Source organism: Gryllotalpicola koreensis (assembly GCF_039538185.1).
GTDB lineage: Bacteria > Actinomycetota > Actinomycetes > Actinomycetales > Microbacteriaceae > Gryllotalpicola > Gryllotalpicola koreensis.
The window spans coordinates 604,557-623,827 of sequence record NZ_BAABBW010000001.1; the positions used below are offsets into that span (position 1 = coordinate 604,557).

Consider the following 19,271-nt stretch of genomic DNA (forward strand, 5'->3'; position numbering starts at 1 on the left):
AAGGTGGGGTCCTGCTGAACTCAATCGGTCGGGGCCGTGCCGTTGGTGCCGTCGCCTTCACCGTTGGAAGTCGGCGTCGGAGACGAGGTCGGCGTCGATGCTGCGGCGACCGGCACGGAGAGTGCGGGCGACTGACCCGACCAGTTCGCGCCCGCGCACTGGATCGCGTAGGTGACCGTGACCGATGAGCCGGCATTGCTGCTCGACGCGGTCCACTGCGCGGTCGGCGTCGAGCCGTCGACCTGCTGCACCTGCGTGCCGTTCACGTACAGGCGGCGGCCGGTGAGCGTCTGGCCGGACGGGCACGAGTCGTTGCCGAACGCGAAGGTCACCTGCGTGCCCGGGGTGGCCGGCGGGCCGCTCGGCGACATGCTCTGCACGGTGGGCGCGGCGGCCGGAGGGCTGGGCTGCACCAGCGCGCCGTAGACGTACAGGGTGATCTGCAGGTCGTGCGGTACCTGCTGCGTCGGGTCGATGTCGTAGACCTGGCCGACGGTGTCGGCATCGGTCGCGTGCTTCGAGGTGTCGGCGGTCACGTTCGCCCAGCCCAGCGAGTGCAGCTTCTGCGTCGCCGCGTCCTGCGTGAGGCCCACGTAGTCGTTCGGGTCGATGTAGCCGCTGTCGGCCGTGGGCGGCGGGCTCGTCTCCGTCGGCGTGTTGTGCGGCGTCTCGTGGGTGGTCGTGTGCGTGGTCTGCGGCGCGCTCGAGTTCCCGCCGCCGAGGAAGTTGATCAGCGACCAGACCAGGGCTCCGACGAGCAGCACGATGAGCACGATCAACGGGATCGTCCACGGGCTGCGCTTCTTGGTCTGGCGGGCGGCCTCCGCACGGGCGGTCGGGGTGGCCGAGGTCGCGAGCGCTTCGGCGGTCGGGTAGACGGTCGTCGCCGAGGTGGGTGCGCCGGTGCCGGTCGGCATCAGCTGCGTCGCCATGGTGAGCGGCGTTCCCCCCAGCACCGCCGGTACGGCAGCGGCCGCGCTCGCGACGTCGCCGCGGCGCAGCGACTGGGCGGCGCGGGCGAGGTGCGCAGCCGAGGCCGGGCGGTCGCTGGGGTTCTTGGCGATCGACGCCATGATGAGGTTGCGCACCGGCTCGGGCACCGTGGTCGGCAGCTCCGGCGGCGCCTCGTTGATCTGCGCCATCGCGATCGCGACCTGCGACTCGCCGGTGAACGGCCGGCGGCCGGCCACGCACTCGTAGGCGACGATGCCGAGCGAGTAGATATCGGTGGCGGGGGATGCCGGGTGGCCGCTCGCCTGCTCGGGCGAGAGGTACTGCACGGTGCCCATGACCTGGCCGGTCGCGGTGAGCGGCACCTGGTCGGCGACGCGGGCGATGCCGAAGTCGGTGATCTTGACCCGGCCCTCCGGCGTGATCAGCAGGTTGCCCGGCTTGATGTCACGGTGCACAAGACCGGCCGCGTGCGCGGCCTGCAGCGCTGAAGCCGTCTGGGCGACGATGTCGAGGGTGCGATCGGCGGAGAGGTGGCCTTCGCGCTCGAGGATCGACGAGAGCGCTTCGCCCGGCACGAGCTCCATCACGAGGAAGGCGCTGCCGTCCTCCTCGCCGTAGTCGAAGACGTTGGCGATGCCCTCGTGGTTGACGAGCGCCGCATGCCGCGCCTCGGTGCGGAAGCGCTCGAGGAAGGCCGGGTCGCCGAGGTACTCGTCCTTGAGGATCTTGATGGCCACGGTGCGGCCGATCACCTGGTCGGTGGCCTGCCAGACCTCGCCCATGCCGCCGATGGCGATCCTCGACTGCAGCTGGTATCGCCCACCGAAAGTGAGCCCCGTGGAAGGTCTCATTTGTTCAGCACCGCCTCAAGTACCTGTCGTGCGATCGGAGCCGCAACGGAATTGCCGCTGCCGCTCTGACCGAGCCCGCCGCCGTCCTCGACGACCACCGCGACGGCGAACTTCGGATCGTCAGCAGGGGCGAAGCCGGTGAACCAGAGCGTGTAAGGCTGGTTGTCGCCGTTCTGCGCCGTGCCGGTCTTGCCCGCCACACTGACCCCACTTATCTTCGCATTGGTTCCGGTGCCCTGATCGACGCCCTTCACCATCATCTGCGTAACGGTCTGCGCCGTCTGGGCGCTGGTCGCGCGCCCGAACTCCTGCTTCTGGAACTCCTGCTGACGGTCGAGGTCGGGTGTGATGACCGACTGCACGAGGTTCGGCTGCATGACGACCCCGTCGTTGGCGATGCCTGCGGAATCCATGCAGATCTGCAGCGCGGTCGCCAGGTCGCTCTGCTGCCCGAACGCGCTCTGCATCAGCTCGGCCTGGTCGTCGTAGCCCGGGTACTTGCTCACGGAGACCGGCATGGGGATCGAGAACTCATGGTTGAAGCCGAACGCCTCCGCCTGACTCTTGATGGTCGAGCTGCCGAGCTTCGCCCCGAGCTGCGCGAACGGGATGTTGCAGCTCCACACCTGCGCGTTGAGGATCGAGACGTTGCCGCCATTGTCGCCCTGGCACGCCGCGCCCGTGTCGTTGTGGATCACGAGAGAGCTGCCCGGCAGCTGCAGGCCCGAGGGGTTCGGCAGCTCGCTGTTGGGCGTGAACTTGCCCGTCTCGAAGGCGGCCGAGCTGACGACCGGCTTGAAGGTGGACCCCGGGGGGTTCAGGTCGGTGATCGCCTTGTTGACGAGGGGGTCGCCCTCGGCATCCTTCAGTCTGTTGTAATTCGCCAGGTACGTCGCGTTGTCGTGCACCGCGAGCTGGTTCGGGTCGAACGACGGGGTCGACACGAGAGCCAGGATCTTCCCCGTGCTGGGCTCCTCGACGACGACCGCGCCCTGCTTGTTGCCGAGGGCCTCGTATGCCGCCCGCTGCGCGACGGGGTCGATGGTGAGTTCGACCGAGTTTCCCTGCGGGTGCTTGCCGGTGATGACGTTCTTCACCCTGGTGAAGAAGTCCGCGTTCGAGGTGCCGGAGAGCTGCTGGTTCATGGCGCCCTCGATGCCCGTCGCCGAGCCGTTGACGGCGAGGTAGCCGGTGACCGCCGAGTACAGCGGGCCCTCGCTGTAGGTGCGCTGCCACTTGAAGCGATCGGAGGTCGGGGTCGACTGCACGATCGGCTTGCCGCCCACGATGATCGAGCCGCGCTGCACGTTGTAGGCGTCGTTGACGGCGCGGGTGTTGCGACTGTCGGCGTTGAGCTGGTCGGCGAAGCCGACCTGGATGGTGCTCGACGCCACGAACAGGGCGATGAACATCAGCAGCACGACGAGGCTGAGGCGTCTGAGCTCGCGATTCATGAGGACACCGCTCTCGGCTGGTTGCGGACCGTGTCGGACAGGCGCAGGAGCAGCGCCACGATGATCCAGTTGGCGACGAGCGACGAGCCGCCCGCCGCGAGGAAGGGGGCGGTGAGGCCGGTCACGGGGATGACGCGGGTGATGCCGCCGATCACGACGAAGGTCTGCAGCGCGACGACGAAGCCGAGGCCGATGGCGAGCAGCTTGCCGAAGTCGTCCTCGCTGGCGAAGCCGATGCGGAAGGCGCGGGCGACGAAGATCATGTACAGCGCCAGCAGCGCGAAGACGCCGATCAGGCCGAGTTCCTCGCCGAGGCTTGCGAAGATGTAATCGCTGTCGGCGACGGGTGTGATGTACGGCTGGCCCTGCCCGAGACCGGTGCCGACGAGGCCGCCGTGGGCCAGGCCGAACAGGCCCTGCACGAGCTGGTAGCTGCCCCCCGACGATCCGAACTGGGCGTTCGCGAACGGGTGCAGCCAGTTCTCGAAGCGGCCGTGCACGTAGCCGAGCTTCGGGATCGCGCTCGACAGGCCGTCGACCGCCCACGCCCCGCCGACCAGAGCGACGATGCCGAGCAGCGCCCAGCTGGTGCGCCCCGTCGCGACGTAGATCATCGCGACGAACAGGCCGAAGTAGAGCAGGCCGGTGCCGAGGTCGCGCTCGAAGAGGATGACGAGCAGGGTGAGCACCCACAGCACCGCGATGGGGCCGAGGTCGCGCACGCGCGGGAAGGTCACGCCGAGAATGCGCGTGCCGACGGCGGCGAGCGAGTCGCGGCGCTGCACGAGGTAGCCGGCGAAGAAGATCGCCAGCGTGATCTTCGCGATCTCGCCGGGCTGGAAGTTGAGCGGGCCGAGCTGGATCCACACCTTCGCCGACTCGTTCGCCGTGCCGATGACAGGCAGCAGCGGAATGAAGACGAGCACGACGGAGATCAGACCGCTGAGATAGGTGTAGCGCTGCAGGGCGCGATGATTGCGCACGAAGACGAGCACGGCGAGCGCGCAGATGATCGCGAACGCCGCCCACACGATCTGGCGAACGGATGCCGCATCCCAGCCGCTCCTGCCGTAGTGGATGTCGATGCGGTAGATCATCGCGATGCCGATGCCGTTGAGCAGCGTCGCGATCGGCAGGATGAACGGGTCGGCGTCGGGCGCCGTGACGCGCAGCGCGACATGCACGCCGAAGACGAGCACCCCGAGCGCGATGCCGAAGAAGGCGAGCGAGCCATCGATGCGCCCGTTGGCGCCGAGCTGCACCAGCACCTCGGCCGCGACGACGATCGCGAAGGCGAACACGAGGAGGCCTAGCTCGAGGTTGCGCAGCCGGCGGGGCATCCGGATGCGCGGCACCACGCTCGTCATCGTCGTGACGAAGCCGGTGCGCGGGGCCGCGCTGCGGGCGGGGGCCGCGTTGGACTCAGCCGCCATTGCTCAGCTGCCTCACGATGCGCTCGGCCTCGGGGAGGCCGGCCGGGCTGGTGGTCTGACGCAGCTGCTGGCGCTCGAACTGCGTGAGGTCGTCGGCCGAGATCTGGGTCTCGCGATAGATGTGCGAGAGGTGCCACGGGCCGATCGACTGCTGCACGCCCTGGAAGATCGCGACGTTGCCGTCCGGCGCGATGCCGACGAAGTAGTGCGTCTGGGTCCAGCGGTAGCCGACGACGCCGATGAGCGCGAGCACGAGCGCGGCGATGACGGCGAAGCTGATCCAGAACGCGCGGCGGCGGCGGTGCCGGCGCTCGTCCTCTTCGATGAGCTCGCCGAGGTAGTCCTCGGTCTGCGGCTCGAAGTGCGTCGGCACCTGCACCGGGCGGGTCGGGTGCAGCAGCAGGGAGGGCAGCGGCAGGCGCGCGGGGCGCGGGCGCGACGGCTCGGTGACGTGCGAGATCGGCGCGGCGGCCGAGCCCACCGTAACCGGCTCGTGGGGCTGGTCGCCGCGGTCGATGTCGACGACGATGACGGTGACGTTGTCGGGGGCGCCGCCGTCGAGGCTCGCCTTGAGCAGCCGGTCGGCGACGGTCTTGGGCGAGGCGGGGCTCGCGAGGATGCGCGCCATCAGCTCGGGCTTGACCACGCCCGAGAGGCCGTCGCTGCACAGCATCCACCGGTCCCCTGGTTTGGTCTCGAGGATCCAGGAGTCCACGTCGGGGTTCGCGTCGACGTCGCCGAGCACGCGCATGAGCACGCTGCGCCGCGGATGCACCGCTGCCTCTTCTTCCGTGATGCGGCCGGTGTCGACGAGCCGCTGCACGAAGGTGTGGTCGGTGGAGATCTGGCTCAGCTCGCCGTCGCGCCAGAGGTAGATGCGGCTGTCGCCGATGTGCGCGAGCGCGACGTAGTCGCCGACGCGGATGAACGCGCTGACGGTCGTGCCCATGCCGGTGAGCTCCGGATGGTCGTAGACGGTGTCTGCGAGCGCGGCGTTCGCCTCGAGCAACGCCGCCTTGAGCGCTTCGCGAGCGACCTCTGGATCGTCGTACTCGCGGTCGACCTTCTTGATGTGATTGGTCGCGATCGCGCTCGCGACATCGCCGCCCGCATGGCCGCCCATGCCGTCGGCGACCAGGAACAGGTCGTGGCCCGCGTAGCCCGAGTCCTGGTTGTTGCTGCGCACCCGGCCGACGTTGCTGACCGCGGCGCCCCGTGTGTTGGACGCCACCAGGGTCACCGCCGCAGCTCGAAGGTCGTCATGCCGACCTTGATCGGCGTGTCGAGCGGCACCTGCGTGGGTGCGGTCACGCGCTCGCCGTCGAGGAAGGTGCCGTTCGTGGAGTCAAGGTCCTGCAGCATCCACTCGTTGTTCCACAGCATCAGGCGGGCGTGGTGGGTGCTCGTGTAGTCGTCGCGGATCACGAGGCCCGACTCGCTCGAGCGGCCGATGGTGAGCGGCTCAGCTGTGAGCTCGTACTCCACGCCGGTGCGCGGGCCGCCCGTGATGACGAGCTTCGACGCGTTGAAGACGGTCGCGTGGCTGCGCTTGCCGTTCGCGCCGTTGCCGCCCGGCACCACGGGCACCGAACCGGTGCGGTCGATGGCGAGGCCCGCGAGGGGGCTCTCGTCGCCGTGGCCGAGTTCCTCCGGTGCGGCGGCAGCGGGCGGCGGTTGAGGGGCGGCCGGGAACGCGGCCCCGGGCGTCGAGGCAGGCGGCGAAGCGGGTGCGGCGGCCGCGGGCGGGGTGGAGGGGGCATGGGATGCCTGGGCGCTCGCTGCGGCATCCGGCAGCTTCTTCGCCCTGGTGCCGAAGAGGTCGCCGCGCAGGGCGTAGACGATCACGAAGACGAACACCCACAGGATGATGAGGAACGCGATGCGCAGCAGCAGCAGGGTGAGGGAGCTCGGGTTCACGCGCGACCACCCGCCCGGTGCACCTCGGCGCGCGGCACCACGTTAAAGACGATGCGGGTGCGGCCGGCCGTGATGAGGTCGCCCGGCTCGAGCACCGCGCGGCCGAGGGGCTCGCCGTTGAGCTTGGTGCCGTTCGTCGAGCCGAGGTCGCGGGCCTCGCCGCGGGTGCCGTCCCACGCGATCTCGAGATGGCGGCGGCTGATGCCGTCGTCATCCACCGTGATGTCGGCCTCGCTGCCCCGGCCGATGACCGTGCGGGCGTGCCGCAGCTGATGGCGCGCGCCGTTGACGTCGACGACCGGGGTCCACGAGACGTCCTGCTTGACGTTGCCGGATTCGATCTCGAGCACGCCCGTCGTGAGCTGGTCGTCGCTCGCGAGATCGATCGACACCGCGCCGGCGAACTGATAGCGCTGCGACTTCGCGTGCTTCGTCACGAAGCTCGTCAGCTCGTCGGTGAGCGTGTCGCCCATGCCGCGCATGCGCTTGTAGTCGGCGGGCGAGAGCCGCAGCGTGAACGAGTTCGGGGTGAGGATGCGGTCGCGGGCGACCACCGCCGCCTTGGTGTCCATCTCGCGGCGCAGCGCGCTCGTGAGCTCGACCGGTTGCAGGCCGGACCGGAAGGTGCGTGCGAAGGCGCCGTTGACGGCGCGCTCCAGCCCCTTCTCGATGTTGTCCAGGAAGCCCACGTTCTCTCTCCGGTCGGGTCAGTGCTGTCTGTCCGGTCTTCGTTGCATCCTAGAGGGCGAGGTTCGCCCTTCGTCTCTGACGGGGCGCCCGAATAGGAACTCCCAGCGGCCCCGTGTTATCTTCGTGAGGTTGACGTTCCACAAGAGCGGCAACACTGCGCGAGTGGCGGAATAGGCAGACGCGCACGGTTCAGGTCCGTGTGCCCGTGAGGGCGTGGGGGTTCAACTCCCCCCTCGCGCACGAGTGTGATGTCCCAGGACATCGTTGAAGGCCGGGCCTCCGATATCGGAGGCCCGGCCTTTTTCGTGTACGAGGCTTGGTGCCGGGCGTGGGTGGGCGCATGCAAGGTTTGACATTTATTTTCAGCAATGATTGGTTATTCACAATCAGTCGAGGAGGATTGTGACCATTTCAGAGCTGACCGGGGTGGCCCGCGGGCGGGCCGATGATCGCCTGGCCGACATTGTCGAGAAGTTGGACGGCTATCTTGCGGCCGATCCGGACTTCTCGTTCCAGATCGCGGCGTATGTCGGGGGGAACCTCGTCCTCGACGCGTGGGGTGGCCCGCACCTGGGCTCCGAGTCGCTGATCGTGCCGATGTCGGTGTCCAAGAACACCATCGGGGTCTCCATCGCGCTGCTGGTGGAGCGCGGGCAGCTTGATCTGAATGCCACCGTGGCGTCGTATTGGCCGGAGTTCGCCCAGGCGGGAAAGGCCGACGTCACGGTGCGGCAGCTCCTGTCACATCAAGCCGGGCTTCCCGAGGCCGTGCCTCGGTTGAGTTGGGACGAGCTGCTCGATGATCATCGCGCCGCGGAGCGGCTGGCAGCGACCGTTCCGCTCTGGCGCCCGGGCTCTGCCTTCGGCTATCACGCGATCACGATCGCGAACCTCGCCTCTGAGCTGATCTTCCGCGTCACCGGGAAAACGCTTCAGGAGTTCTACGAGAGCGAGATCCGCAGGCCGCTCGGCGCCGACTTCTACCTCGGCCTGCCGGCGGAGCTCGAACACCGGCGCGTGGACCATCTGCCGCTCATCCCTCCTGTGGGTCAAAGCGGGGCGCGGCCCTTCCATGCGACGCAGTCGTGGCTGTTCGCGCCCAAGCCTGGCGGGGACCTGAACATGAACGACGCGCGACTATGGCGCTTCGGTCACGCTGCCGGTTCTGCCATCGCCTCGGCGCGCGGTGTGGCCGCCGTTCTGGCGGCAAGCGTCACAGGACTTGACGGGCGAGCGCCGCTGCTCAGTCCCGAGATGGTCGCGACGGTGGGGCAGCAGCAGGTCCGGGGCTATGACGAGGTGCTCGATCAGCGCGATCGCGCGCACGCCATCGTCTTCCAGAAGCCGAGCAAGCAGTTCAGCTGGGGCGGACCTCACAGCTTCGGGCACGACGGCGCGTTCGGCGCCGTGGCGTGTGTGGACCCTGACACCGGCGTCGCCTTCGGCTACACCGTCGCCCGCGGCCCCTGGCCGGGCGGTGGCGATCCGCGCGCGATCGAGATCGCGCGCCGCATCGGTGAGATCGTCTGGTAGTCCGCGGCGATCGGCACGTATCAGAGCGCGCTCACCCGTCAGGCCTGCGTCGGCATCACGCGGGGGGCTCCTGCGAGATGGTGTTCAGGCTCGCGAGCGTGGCTGTCACGGCATCCGCCAGCTCCCCGCCTTTGACGCGCAGGTGGCGTCGGAAGTACGCGAGGTGCTCGGCATGCTCGTGGAACTGGTGCGGCGTGAGGACGCCTGAGAAGACGGGAACGTCGCTCTCGAGCTGCACGCGCATCAGCGCGTCGATCACGGCTCCTGCCACGTATTCGTGCCGGTAGATGCCACCGTCGACGACGAGGGCGGATGCCGCGATGGCCGCGTAGCCGCCGCGTGCGGCGAGGCGCTTCACGTGGAACGGGATCTCGAACGCACCGGGTACGCGGTACACATCGACGGTGAACTCGCCTGAGCCGGTCAGCCGATCGACGAACTCGGCGACCGCCTCGTCGACGATCTCGTGATGCCACTGTGCCGCGACGATCGCGACCCGGGTCAAAACTGTGGTCATGTCGTGCTCCCCTCTGCGCGGGCCTCAGGGTCCTGCTCGTCAGCTGGTTCTTCCAAGAGCTTCACCGCCGTGTCCTTATCGGTGACCAGGATGTTGACCCAGCCGCCGAGGACCGCTCCTCGGATGGCGGCGTACTTCCGTTCGCCGCCAGCCACTCCGATGCGCCGGGGAACGCCCAGCAGTGCCTCTCGGCTGATGCCGAGGATGCGGTCGTCCAATTCTGTGGCCACCGGATCGCCGCGCTCATCGAAGAAGCGCAGGCAGACGTCGCCGACGGCTCCGGCCCCTTCGAGGAAGGCCGTCTCGCTCGAGTCGACGGCGTTGCCCGACGAGGCGAGCAGGGGCGATGGCAACAGTGCGCCGATACCCGCGAGCACCGTCGTCAGATTCACCCACTCCGTGGAGAGGGAGCCCAGGTAACGGTCGTCCATCAGCACGCTCCGCGCCGCGGAGGAGCCCACGATGCCCGGCGCGGGGAAGAACTTGGGCACGCCGCCGGTGACCCGGGCGAGCTGATCGGTGAGATGGGTGGCCTGCACCTGTACGTCGGGCCGACCGACCCCTCCGAGGACCTGGACCACCTCGCTCGCGAGCCTCACGGTCGCCGGCGGGGACATCGAGTTCACGGTTGCGAGAAGACTCGCTGACCACGAGGAGATCCCGAGACGCTCGTGCTCGTTCAGCGTGTCCTGCAGATAGGCGGCCGCAGTCGCCCCGAGAGCGGCCAGCAACGACGGCTCATCCTGCACCAGCACGTCCGCGACGGCGACGTCGATCAGGCCATAACGATCGGCCAGCGCCTGCTCGAGGTCGCTGTAGAGCCCCTCCGGCGAGACGACGACGGTGCGCACGATGCCCTCGTCGACGGCCTGCTTCAGGAGTCGCGAGACGCGTGATTGCGAGAGGTTGAGCCGTTCGGAGATCTCCGGCTGGCGCAGGTGCGACTCGTGGTAGAGCTTGGCGACCTTGGTCACGAGAGACAGGCGATCGTCGGCGAACGCGGCCGGCTTCCTAGCGGACTCGGCGCGACTCATGCTGAAACCATAGCGACGTCTGACGGCCCCTTTCACTCTCCGCCGAACAGCGCCCGCTGCGCCAGGGCGAGCGCCGCCATGGCATCCTGCCGGTCCTGCGCCGCGGCCAGGGCCGACAGATCGAGGCGATCGAGCCCGCGCTCGACGCGCTTGAGGAAGTCGATGGCGGATCGCGCGGCCACGACGCTGTCCTCGCGGAACGGGAACTGGTCGAGCTGCCAGACGCCCTCCCACCCGTTGCGGCGCAGGGTCACGAAGAACTCGAAGAGCTCGATGGGGTGGACGGTGCCCGCGACCATGTCGTCGTCCCACGATCGGAGGTTGTCGTTGACGTCCATGCCGAACAGCCGCCCGTAGTCGATGGCCAGCTGGGCAGAGTCGGCCGGGCTCTCACCGCCGAAAAGCGCGTGCCCGAAGTCGAGCAGGATTCCCACATTGGGGAGCCCGATTCGCTCGATGCCGAGCAGCGTCCGCGCCACCGAGTCGAAACTCATGTGGACGCGGGGCTCGCGCGGCTTGTACTCGATGACGAACTTGAGATCCGGGTTCTCCTCCGCGAGCTGCCCCACTCCGTCGAGGGAGAGCTTCCACAGGGCCCCGTGATCGACCTGGAACGGGTAGTCCCAGCCGTCCTGCCCCGGCCACAGCTTCACGTAGTCCGCCCCGAAGTGCCGGACGACTCTCGCCGCCTCGGTCACGAGTTCGTGCGCCAGCCGGCGCACGCCGGGGTCCGGATTGGTGAAGGAGCCCTTCGCGAAGGTGCGGGTGTAGATCTCGGGGGTGATCCCGATGACGCCGAGGCCCTGCTTCGCGAGCGCGTCGCCCACTTGCTCGTTGCTGAAGTCGCCGCCGAAGAAGGGGTAGTTGAGGTCCACGACGGAGATGTCGCCCACCTGGCCGGCCAACTCGATCGCGTCGAGGATCGTGCGCGGGTCGCCGTAGCCGTCGGTCGCATAGCGGTCGACATAGGTCGCGAAGTGCCAGATGCCGGCGCCGTATCGCTGGGTGCTCATCGTTCGATGGTCCTTTCTGTCTGGGTGGATGCCGAGGGCGCGCTTGCGCCCGGACGAAGCCGTGCCCGCGCGACCGCGTCGTGCCACCGCCGCCGCCGCGCCGCGCGCCGCCCGTCGTCGTCTTGCGGGCCGAACTCGGTCGCGCTCTCCTGCCAGGGTGCGGTGTCGTAGTCCCAGACGCCCCGGGCGGCGCCGGCGAGCCAGGCGGCGCCGAGCACCGAGCGGGCGCTGTCGGCCGGGCGAACGACGGTGCGGCCGCTCAGCTCGGCCTGGCGCTGCATCAGCCAGTCGTTGTCGCTCGGGCCGCCGTCGACGTGGATCTTGCTGATTCGCGCCGCCCCGGCCGCCTCGACGGCGGACAGCACATCCTCGATCTGCAGGGCGACGGATTCCAGCGCGGCACGCGCCAGCTGAGCCCGAGTGGTGCCGAGGGTGAGGCCGCTGATCGTGCCGACCGCGCCGGGATCCCACCACGGTGCGGCGAGCCCCGCGAATGCGGGCACGAGGTCGACAGCCCCGTCGTCGGCGTCGCGAGCGAGATCGGCGAGCTCCTCGGGCCGGAGGCCGAGCAGCTCGGCGAGCCACACCACGGCAGCGCCCGTGGCGAGGATGTTCCCCTCGAACGCGTGCGCGATGGAGCCGCGGATGTCCCAGGCGATCGTCTCGGCGACACCCGAGATCGCGGCATCCGACAGTCCCATCACACTGGAGCCGGTGCCGTACGTCGCCTTGACCGCGCCCGGTGCGCGACAGCCATGGCCGAAGAGTGCGGCATGCGAGTCGCCGAGCACGCCGGCCAGCGGCAGCGTGGCGGCGCCGTCGGCCGGGATGGTCGCACCCGGCGCGTCGGACGCGACGATGTCGGGAAGCGCCGCACGGGGCACATCGAACAGCTCGAGCAGCTCGTCGCTCCACTCGCCGCTGCGCACATCGGCGAGCTGGGTGCGACTCGCATTGCCGCGCTCGATGCGGCGCACGCCGGCGAGGCGGAAGGCGAGCCAGGCGTCCACGGTCCCGAGTGTCACCCGGCCGGCTCGCGCCTGCGTGCGGTCCGGGTCGATGTCGTCGAGGATCCACGCGAACTTGAGCGCGGAGAACATCGGGTCAAGCGGCAGGCCGGATCGGCCGCGCACGAGGCGTTCCGCATCCTCGCCGAGCCGGACGGCGGCCTCCGCGGTGCGGCGGTCCTGCCAGCCGATCACCGCAGACAGCGGCGCGCCCGTCGTGGTATCCCAGGCCATCGCGGACTCCCGCTGAGTGCTCAGCCCGACCGCCGCGATCGCGACGCCGGCCTGCGCGCTCACCTCGGCGAGAACCTGCCGCACGCCGTCGAGGATGGCCTCGGGGTCCTGCTCAACCCACCCGGGCCGGGGGGTGCGCTGCCCGAGATCCGCGCGCGCTCGAGCGAGCACCGTGCCGTTCTCGGCCACGGCGACGCCCTTGCTCGAGCTCGTTCCCTGGTCGATGGCGACCACGGCGCCGCGTGCGGTCATCGCTGGAGTGCGTTCAGTGCGGCGCGGGCGATGCCGGCCTCGGTCAGCTCGGCGAGCTCCAGGAGGAAGCCGGCGGATCCGGTGGGAGCGAAGTCGCGGAATCCCAGCATCTCCACCGGCACGCGGGCCGGGGCCGGCTGCTCGAGAACGATGCGGGCGACGGCCGCGCCGAGGCCGCCGGAGACATTCGCCTCTTCGGCGGTGACGATCGCGCGGGTCTCGTTCGCCGCCGCCGCGATCGCGGCCTCGTCGAGCGGGTTCAGGTAGGCGGCGTTCAGCACGCGGGCGCTGAACCCGTCGCCCTCCAGCCGCTCGGCTGCCGCGAGGGCGCGGGAGACGGCGGTGCCGGCGGCGATGATGGTGACGTCCACACCGTCGCGCATCGTCTGGAAGCGGCCGCGCTCGAGCACCTGTTGCGGCAGATCCGGCACTTTGAAGCGGCCGACGCGGATGAAGGTCGGGCGGGGGTGCTCGACCGCCTGGCGTACCGCCTGCCGCGTCTGTGCGCGGTCGGCCGGGATCACGATGTCGAGACCGGGCAGAGCCCGTAGCCACGACAGGTCCTCGATCGAGTGGTGCGTGGGGCCCAGCTCGCCATATGCGACCCCCGGGCTCATGCCGCACAGGATCACCGGCAGCTGGCTGTACGCCACGTCCGCTTTGATCTGCTCGAGCGAGCGGCCCGTCAGGAACGGCGCGGCGCCGCACACGAACGGGATCATCCCCGCGTTCGCGAGACCCGCGCCGACGCCCACCATGTCCTGCTCGGCGATGCCGACGTTGATGAGCCGATCGGGGAACCGGTCGCGGAATCCGACGAGGTTGCTCGAGCCGACGGAATCGTTGCAGACGGCGACGACGCGATCGTCGTGCTCGGCGAGCTCGATGAGCTCGTCGGCGAAGGCGACGCGGTTGTCGTAGACCTCGCTCGACACGGCCACGGCTTCGGTCGTCATACCAGCTCCTCCAGTGCCTGTTTCACTTGCTCGGCGCTCGGCACCTTGTGGTGCCACTCGACGCGGTCCTCGATGAAGGACACGCCTTTGCCCTTGACGGTGTTCGCGATGACCGCATGCGGGCGGCCGCCGCCGGACGGGCGCGTGAGCGCATCGGCGAGCTGGCCGTAGTGGTGGCCGTCGATCTGTTCGACGTTCCACCCGAAGGCGGCGAACTTGTCATCGAGGGGGTCGAGGTGGTTGGTCTCCTCGGTGCGGGCGCCCTGCTGCAGGCGGTTGCGGTCGACGACCACCGTGAGGTTGTCGAGGCCGTACTGCGCGGCCGTCATGAACGCCTCCCAGTTCGAGCCCTCTTGCAGTTCGCCGTCGCCCGTCACCACGATGACGCGCCCGCTCTCGCCCTTCAGCTTCGCTCCGATCGCGGCGCCGACGGCGACGGGGACGCCGTGCCCGAGCGGGCCGGTGTTGGTCTCAACGCCCGGGACCTTGTTGCGATTCGGGTGGCCGTTGAGGGGGGACAACGGCTTCATGAACGTCGACAGCTCGCCCGGGTCGAAGAACCCGGCGAAGGCGAGCGTCGAGTAGAGCGCGGCGGCGCAGTGGCCCTTGGAAAGGATGAACCGGTCGCGGTGCTCTGCCCGGGGCTGGGCCGGATCCACGTCGAGGGCGACGAGATAGGCGGTGGTGAGGATGTCGGTGACCGAGAAGTCGCCGCCGATGTGCCCCTGTCGTGCGGCGTCGATCATCGACACGACGGAGCGCCGGGTGCGTGTGGCCCACCTGTGGAGGATCTGGTCACGCTCGGATGGGTCCGCGACGGCGATCGCCTGCCGCGCGGCCAGCCATTCCGCTCGCTGCGCGGGGGCGGTGCGCAATTGATGCGCAGACTGCTCGGTCATCTGCTTTTCCTTCGGTCATCCTTCTGCCACAACGCAGAAGTCATTTATATTCATCGTCAACTTTACATGCAAAATTGCATCACGCGGTTCGTCGCCGCAGCCGGATCGCCATGAACTCCCGGCCAGGCAGGCTCACCGTGAAGCGGCCCTTCTGAGGCTCGGGCAGCGGCTCGACGGTCATGTTCCAGGTGTCGATGAGGTCGACATCCCACGTGCTGTCCGGGGGCGTCGCGATCGTGCGGAAGCGGGGTCGGCCGAAACCGAAGTAGGCGATGCGGTGGTCGTCTGTGCCGGCCCAGCGCACGTCCCAGTCGCTCGGCAGGGGCTCGAGCACGCCGTGGGGCGCCTCCGCCAGGATGCGTGCGAGGAAAGCGAAGCGCGCGGGGGATTCACCGACGAGTTCGCCGCCTTTGGACCACCAGAGCTCCTCGCGGTCGTTGTAGTAGGTCTCGCCGTGCGTGACGTAGCCGCCGCGAATGGCGCCTTCCCACGCCCGTCGGACGAGCTCGCGGCCGCCGATGTTGCCCCAGCCCTGATCGATGTCGCCCTCGTAGGCGCATTCGTCGATGACGACGGGCTTCCCGTACTCCTGCCGCCACTCGTCCGTGTTCTCGGCGGTGCGGTACACGTCGATGCGCTGGATGCTGCAGTGGGTCACCCACGGGCGAGAGTGGTCGTAGAACCCGAAGCAGTTGTGGATCGAGGTGAGATGGCCCACGTGATCCTCGGAGGCGATGATGGCGGCGAAGCGCTCCCAATCCGCCTCCGTCTTCGTTCGCAGCAGGTCGTACTCATTGGCCAGCGACCACCACACGGACCGGAATGCGCCGAGTCGGCGAACGAGATAGCGCAGGTAGAGGTCGTCGGCCCACTGCGGCATCTGCGAGAAGCCCCAGCGGTCGTACGCGTGGAACAGGATGAGATCCGCCTCGATCCCGAGATCCTGGAGGTCGAGGATGCGCCGCTCGAGATGCCGGAAGAACTCCGGATCGAAGCGGGAGAAGTCCCATCCCGTGTCATCCCGCTGGTACGGGTAGCGCGGGGGCTCCTCCGTGTTGAAGAGGTATGACTTCGGAAAGACGCACATGCGGACCTTGCGGAACGCGCTCTCGCCAAGGGTCTTCAGGGTCTTCGTCTCGAGCGCTTCGCCCTGGTGCGTCCAGGCGTATGCGGTCGTTCCGATCGGGGTGAATCGGGTGCCGTCGCGGTGGGCGAAGTGGAAGGTCTCGGCCACCTGCACCGGGCCGTGGTTGTCCCCTGAGGCGGGAGCCGCGTCGAACTCGCCCTCCAGCGCATCCAGCGACGCGGCGTTGGAGCGTGTGCTGAATCGCCACCGTCCCGCCGCGGGCGGGTGGAAGCGCACGCGATAGACGCCGTCACCGTCGTAGAAACCGCCTACCCTGATCGGCGCGGCCCCCTCCTGCGTGAAGACGGCGTGCAGGTCGACCGCGGTGTACGGATTCCCGTCGGCGGGGCCACGGAGCGTGATCTCGATGACGCCCCACTGTTCGAAACGGCCGAGCGCCGTGACGGCGGGCGGTGTGCGCGTGCCGCCGTCGTCGATGAGCTCCGGTCGGGCAGGGGGCTGCGCCGGGGGCGGCACGGGCGCGCCGGTGTCGAGGGCGGCGAGCTCCGACCACATCGGCTCGAGGTCCTCGGGGGTCTGGCCGAGGAAGAGCGCGCCGCCGGTGATGGACGCGATCGGCATCAGCGGCAGATACTGCAGCAGCGGCGAGTCGAACGCGTCGGGCAGGTAGCGCTCGATCACGGCGCGGGCGGCCGCGTTGCCGGCGACCGCCCCGACGGTGGCGTCTTTGGTGTATCCCACAAGCTCTCCCTGAGTGATCAGCCCTGAAAGAGGGCGAACTTCGCGAACATGTCCTCGAACATCAGCCTCGTGTCGAGTCGGGTGTACACGCGCATCGGCCGCCCGTCTGCGCGCTCCCGGTACCACCCGTCGGGCGAGAGCAGGGGAGTCGGTATGACGTCGTAGTGGCTGGACGCGGCATCCGGCTCGAAAGCGGTGTGCAGCGCGGTCAGCAGGACGAGGGGCTGATCGCCGAGGCAATAGGTCTCGCCGATCGCGAGCCCGCCCGCCTCGGCTCTCGCGGCGAGGTCGTCGACCGCGTCGGCCAGGAATTCGCCGAGCGGCCCGAGGGGGCGCACGCGCCGCTCGAGCTCGGCGCGCGAGACCAACGCCTGGCGGTAGGTGCTGCGCGGCACCTGCCAGATCGAGATCTGGGATTCGTTGAAGACGACCCGGGCCGCAGGGATGTCGATCGCGAGGTTGTACTCGAGGTGGTCGGGGAGCGGAAAGGGCAGTCCGAGGCCGCGGTGCTCAGGGCCGCCGATCCAGATCGCCGTGAGGCGGGAGGCGATGCGCGGCTCGAGAAGTACAGCGCTGGCGAGCTCCGTCAGGCCCGCGCCGAGCGCGACGAACAGCGGGAGCTCGGTGTCCGTCCTGAGCGCTTCGTGGATGAGCGCGTCGACGGCGGCGTTGCGGATCGGGGTTTCTGGGTCCGGCAGCCCGGTGTTGCTGCCGGCATAGACCGGGATGTCTCGCCCCATGAGGGCGAGGAGCCGCCGTGCGGCTGCGGCGGCATTGTCCGCCTGATGGCTGGAGGGGTCGAAGACATCGCCCGGCGCGAGGTGCGAGCCGATCACGAAGGGGATCTCGACCGAGCCGCTCAGCACGTGGTGGGCGAGTTGGAAGAGATCGTCGGGGTCGCCGGAGAAGTCGTTGTCGATGACGACGCGATATCGCGGGCGCATAGGCCTCCTTGCCTGGTGTGATCCACCCAGTATGCCGCATACTGATTCGTCAGCGACTGATAATGCAAAAACCGGGTAACCACTCGGCATTTGTGGTACTTTCAGTCGCCGCGGCCCAATGAGGGGCCTGCAAGCCACACAGCATGGGAAGGACAAAGATGTTCAAACTGAAGGGAGTCGCCGTACTGGCGGGTGCGGCGGCGCTCGCCATAGCACTGACCGGCTGCGGCGGCAACGCGTCGAGCTCGAAATCGAGCTCCACCTCGGGCGGCGGGACGCTCACGCTCGGGCTCATCGTCGCTCCGTCGTCGTTCTCGGCGCAGAACGCCAACTGGGCCAACCAGTCGCCGTACATGCAGGCGGTGTACGACACCCTGCTCAAGGCGTCCCCGAGCGGCGAGATCGAGCCGAACCTGGCCACCAAGTGGAGCTACAACTCCGACAAGACGGTCTTGACCCTGACGCTGCGCAGCGACGTGACCTTCAGCGACGGCACGAAGTTCGACGCCGACGCCGCAGCGCAGAACCTCATTCGCTTCCGCGACGGCACCTCGCCGAACGCATCGACCCTGGTGAACCTCGCAGACGCGAAGGCGGTCGACGCCACGCACGTGCAGCTCACGCTCAAGGCGCCGGATCCGGCGATGCTCACCTACCTGACGCAGAACGCCGGCCTTCAGGAGAGCCCGAAGGCCTTCACCAACAAGAACGTGGAGACCGTCCCGGTCGGCTCCGGCCCGTACCGGCTGGACACCGCGAAGAGCGTCACGGGAAGCTCATACGTCTTCGACAAGACGCCTCACTACTGGAATCCGAGCGATCAGCACTACAGCAAGATCGTGATGAACGTCTACTCCGACGGGACGGCGCTGCTCAACGCCATCCAGGGCGGCCAGGTCAACGCGGCCAACACCTTCGACAACACGACCCTGGATCAGATCAAGGCGGCCGGTTTCACCGTGAACCCGCTGGAGCTGAACTGGGAGGGCCTGATTCTCGGCGACCGCGACGGCACGCTGACCCCGGCTCTGAAGAACGTCAAGGTGCGCCAGGCTCTCGAGTACGCCTTCGACCGGAAGGCGCTGCTCAAGGCACTCGCGAACGGGTACGGAACGCTCACCGAGCAGATCTTCCCGACCTCGTCGCCGAGCTTCGACAAGTCCCTGGACAGCACGTACAGCTACGACCCGGCGAAGGCGAAGGAGCTCCTGGCCGAGGCAGGCTACCCGAACGGCTTCACGCTGAAGATGCCCAGCGCGGCGGCCTTCGGCGAATCGAACTTCGCGCTCATCAAGCAGCAGCTGGCCGACATCGGCGTGAAGGTGACGTTCGAGGATCTGCAGGGCAACGACTACATCACGGCCCTCATCGGCGGAAAGTACTCCGCCGCGCTGATGACCCTTCAGCAGGACCCGACCGACTGGCAGCTGGCTTCGTTCCAGATCGACAAGACGGCGGCATGGAACGGCTTCCACACCGACGACCCGACGGTGCAGGGCTACATCAAGACGATCCAGACCGGCAGCGAAGCGCAGGCGACCGCGGCCGGCAAGGCGCTCAACAAGTACCTCGTCGACCAGGCGTGGTTCGTGCCGTTCTTCCGGCCGCAGTCGAGTTTCGTGACCGACGCCAAGACCAAGGTCACGGTCCAGGTCGGCAACGCCGTCCCGTACCTGTGGAACATCACCCCTAAGAACTGACCTTCCTCGGGATGCCGGGCCGGCGAGCACCGCGGCCCGGCATCCCGAATCTCCT

The 19,271-nt window shown here is 68.7% G+C and carries 16 protein-coding genes and 1 tRNA gene; 3 read left to right on the forward strand and 14 right to left on the reverse strand.

The window, feature by feature from the left end; genetic code table 11:
* Positions 1–20 precede the first annotated feature (20 nt).
* Genes ABD708_RS02940 through ABD708_RS02965 form a run of 6 tightly spaced genes read right to left on the reverse strand, consistent with a single transcriptional unit; the run spans position 21 to position 7,298 of the window.
* Positions 21–1,805, reverse strand: a complete 1,785-nt coding sequence (locus ABD708_RS02940; RefSeq protein ID WP_344751785.1) for a protein kinase domain-containing protein — start codon at positions 1,803–1,805, stop codon at positions 21–23.
* Positions 1,802–3,259 carry a peptidoglycan D,D-transpeptidase FtsI family protein gene (locus ABD708_RS02945; protein ID WP_344751786.1) on the reverse strand — a complete coding sequence of 486 codons (1,458 nt, stop codon included), beginning with the start codon at positions 3,257–3,259 and terminating at the stop codon, positions 1,802–1,804. Before ABD708_RS02945 ends, ABD708_RS02940 begins: the two co-directional genes overlap by 4 nt.
* A complete protein-coding gene (locus tag ABD708_RS02950; RefSeq protein WP_425553235.1) occupies positions 3,256–4,692 on the reverse strand; it encodes an FtsW/RodA/SpoVE family cell cycle protein in 1,437 nt (478 codons plus the stop codon). The genes ABD708_RS02945 and ABD708_RS02950 overlap by 4 nt, the downstream gene beginning before the upstream one ends.
* Complete coding sequence (locus ABD708_RS02955; protein ID WP_344751787.1) at positions 4,682–5,923, reverse strand: PP2C family protein-serine/threonine phosphatase; 1,242 nt, start codon at positions 5,921–5,923, stop codon at positions 4,682–4,684. Before ABD708_RS02955 ends, ABD708_RS02950 begins: the two co-directional genes overlap by 11 nt.
* A 5-nt stretch (positions 5,924–5,928) precedes the next feature.
* A complete protein-coding gene (locus tag ABD708_RS02960) occupies positions 5,929–6,609 on the reverse strand; it encodes an FHA domain-containing protein FhaB/FipA (protein ID WP_344751788.1) in 681 nt (226 codons plus the stop codon).
* Complete coding sequence (locus ABD708_RS02965) at positions 6,606–7,298, reverse strand: FHA domain-containing protein (protein ID WP_344751789.1); 693 nt, start codon at positions 7,296–7,298, stop codon at positions 6,606–6,608. Before ABD708_RS02965 ends, ABD708_RS02960 begins: the two co-directional genes overlap by 4 nt.
* A gap of 157 nt (positions 7,299–7,455) precedes the next feature.
* Here ABD708_RS02965 and ABD708_RS02970 point away from each other — a divergent pair.
* Positions 7,456–7,539: transfer RNA gene (locus ABD708_RS02970), tRNA-Leu, on the forward strand.
* A gap of 162 nt (positions 7,540–7,701) precedes the next feature.
* A complete protein-coding gene (locus tag ABD708_RS02975; RefSeq protein ID WP_344751790.1) occupies positions 7,702–8,832 on the forward strand; it encodes a serine hydrolase domain-containing protein in 1,131 nt (376 codons plus the stop codon).
* Positions 8,833–8,887: 55 nt separating this feature from the next.
* Here the strand turns inward: ABD708_RS02975 and ABD708_RS02980 are convergent, their stop codons facing one another.
* The 8 genes from ABD708_RS02980 to ABD708_RS03015 form a co-directional block, all read right to left on the reverse strand.
* Complete coding sequence (locus ABD708_RS02980; protein WP_344751791.1) at positions 8,888–9,349, reverse strand: 6,7-dimethyl-8-ribityllumazine synthase; 462 nt, start codon at positions 9,347–9,349, stop codon at positions 8,888–8,890.
* Positions 9,346–10,383, reverse strand: coding sequence for a sugar-binding transcriptional regulator (locus ABD708_RS02985; protein ID WP_344751792.1), 1,038 nt, complete (start codon positions 10,381–10,383; stop codon positions 9,346–9,348). Before ABD708_RS02985 ends, ABD708_RS02980 begins: the two co-directional genes overlap by 4 nt.
* A 32-nt stretch (positions 10,384–10,415) precedes the next feature.
* The gene (locus ABD708_RS02990) at positions 10,416–11,396 is read right to left on the reverse strand and encodes a sugar phosphate isomerase/epimerase family protein (RefSeq protein WP_344751793.1); all 981 of its coding nucleotides are present in this window, start codon (positions 11,394–11,396) and stop codon (positions 10,416–10,418) included.
* A complete protein-coding gene (locus ABD708_RS02995) occupies positions 11,393–12,889 on the reverse strand; it encodes an FGGY family carbohydrate kinase (RefSeq protein ID WP_344751794.1) in 1,497 nt (498 codons plus the stop codon). The genes ABD708_RS02990 and ABD708_RS02995 overlap by 4 nt, the downstream gene beginning before the upstream one ends.
* Entirely contained in the window at positions 12,886–13,845 is a 960-nt protein-coding gene (locus tag ABD708_RS03000; RefSeq protein ID WP_344751795.1) for a transketolase family protein, read from the reverse strand. Before ABD708_RS03000 ends, ABD708_RS02995 begins: the two co-directional genes overlap by 4 nt.
* Complete coding sequence (locus ABD708_RS03005) at positions 13,842–14,744, reverse strand: transketolase (protein ID WP_344751796.1); 903 nt, start codon at positions 14,742–14,744, stop codon at positions 13,842–13,844. The genes ABD708_RS03000 and ABD708_RS03005 overlap by 4 nt, the downstream gene beginning before the upstream one ends.
* Before the next feature lie 79 nt (positions 14,745–14,823).
* Positions 14,824–16,572: a DUF5605 domain-containing protein gene (locus ABD708_RS03010; RefSeq protein WP_344751797.1), complete on the reverse strand. Its 1,749-nt coding sequence runs from the start codon at positions 16,570–16,572 to the stop codon at positions 14,824–14,826.
* Positions 16,573–16,589: 17 nt separating this feature from the next.
* On the reverse strand, positions 16,590–17,516 hold the full coding sequence (locus ABD708_RS03015) for a nucleoside hydrolase (protein ID WP_344751798.1): 927 nt from the start codon (positions 17,514–17,516) through the stop codon (positions 16,590–16,592).
* Between the two features lie 158 nt (positions 17,517–17,674).
* Here ABD708_RS03015 and ABD708_RS03020 point away from each other — a divergent pair, with 158 nt between their 5' ends.
* Positions 17,675–19,216, forward strand: a complete 1,542-nt coding sequence (locus ABD708_RS03020) for an ABC transporter substrate-binding protein (RefSeq protein ID WP_344751799.1) — start codon at positions 17,675–17,677, stop codon at positions 19,214–19,216.
* The last annotated feature ends 55 nt before the right edge of the window (positions 19,217–19,271 follow it).

Excerpts from the sequence above, each read along its gene's own strand:
- ABD708_RS03015 (WP_344751798.1), bottom strand. The coding sequence starts at position 17,516 with ATGCGCCCGCGATATCGCGTCGTCATCGACAACGACTTCTCCGGCGAC.
- ABD708_RS02950 (WP_425553235.1), bottom strand. The coding sequence starts at position 4,692 with ATGGCGGCTGAGTCCAACGCGGCCCCCGCCCGCAGCGCGGCCCCGCGC.
- ABD708_RS02940 (WP_344751785.1), bottom strand. The coding sequence starts at position 1,805 with ATGAGACCTTCCACGGGGCTCACTTTCGGTGGGCGATACCAGCTGCAG.
- ABD708_RS03000 (WP_344751795.1), bottom strand. The coding sequence starts at position 13,845 with ATGACGACCGAAGCCGTGGCCGTGTCGAGCGAGGTCTACGACAACCGC.
- ABD708_RS02985 (WP_344751792.1), bottom strand. The coding sequence starts at position 10,383 with ATGAGTCGCGCCGAGTCCGCTAGGAAGCCGGCCGCGTTCGCCGACGAT.
- ABD708_RS03005 (WP_344751796.1), bottom strand. The coding sequence starts at position 14,744 with ATGACCGAGCAGTCTGCGCATCAATTGCGCACCGCCCCCGCGCAGCGA.
- ABD708_RS02945 (WP_344751786.1), bottom strand. The coding sequence starts at position 3,259 with ATGAATCGCGAGCTCAGACGCCTCAGCCTCGTCGTGCTGCTGATGTTC.
- ABD708_RS03020 (WP_344751799.1), top strand. The coding sequence starts at position 17,675 with ATGTTCAAACTGAAGGGAGTCGCCGTACTGGCGGGTGCGGCGGCGCTC.
- ABD708_RS02990 (WP_344751793.1), bottom strand. The coding sequence starts at position 11,396 with ATGAGCACCCAGCGATACGGCGCCGGCATCTGGCACTTCGCGACCTAT.
- ABD708_RS02980 (WP_344751791.1), bottom strand. The coding sequence starts at position 9,349 with ATGACCACAGTTTTGACCCGGGTCGCGATCGTCGCGGCACAGTGGCAT.
- ABD708_RS02995 (WP_344751794.1), bottom strand. The coding sequence starts at position 12,889 with ATGACCGCACGCGGCGCCGTGGTCGCCATCGACCAGGGAACGAGCTCG.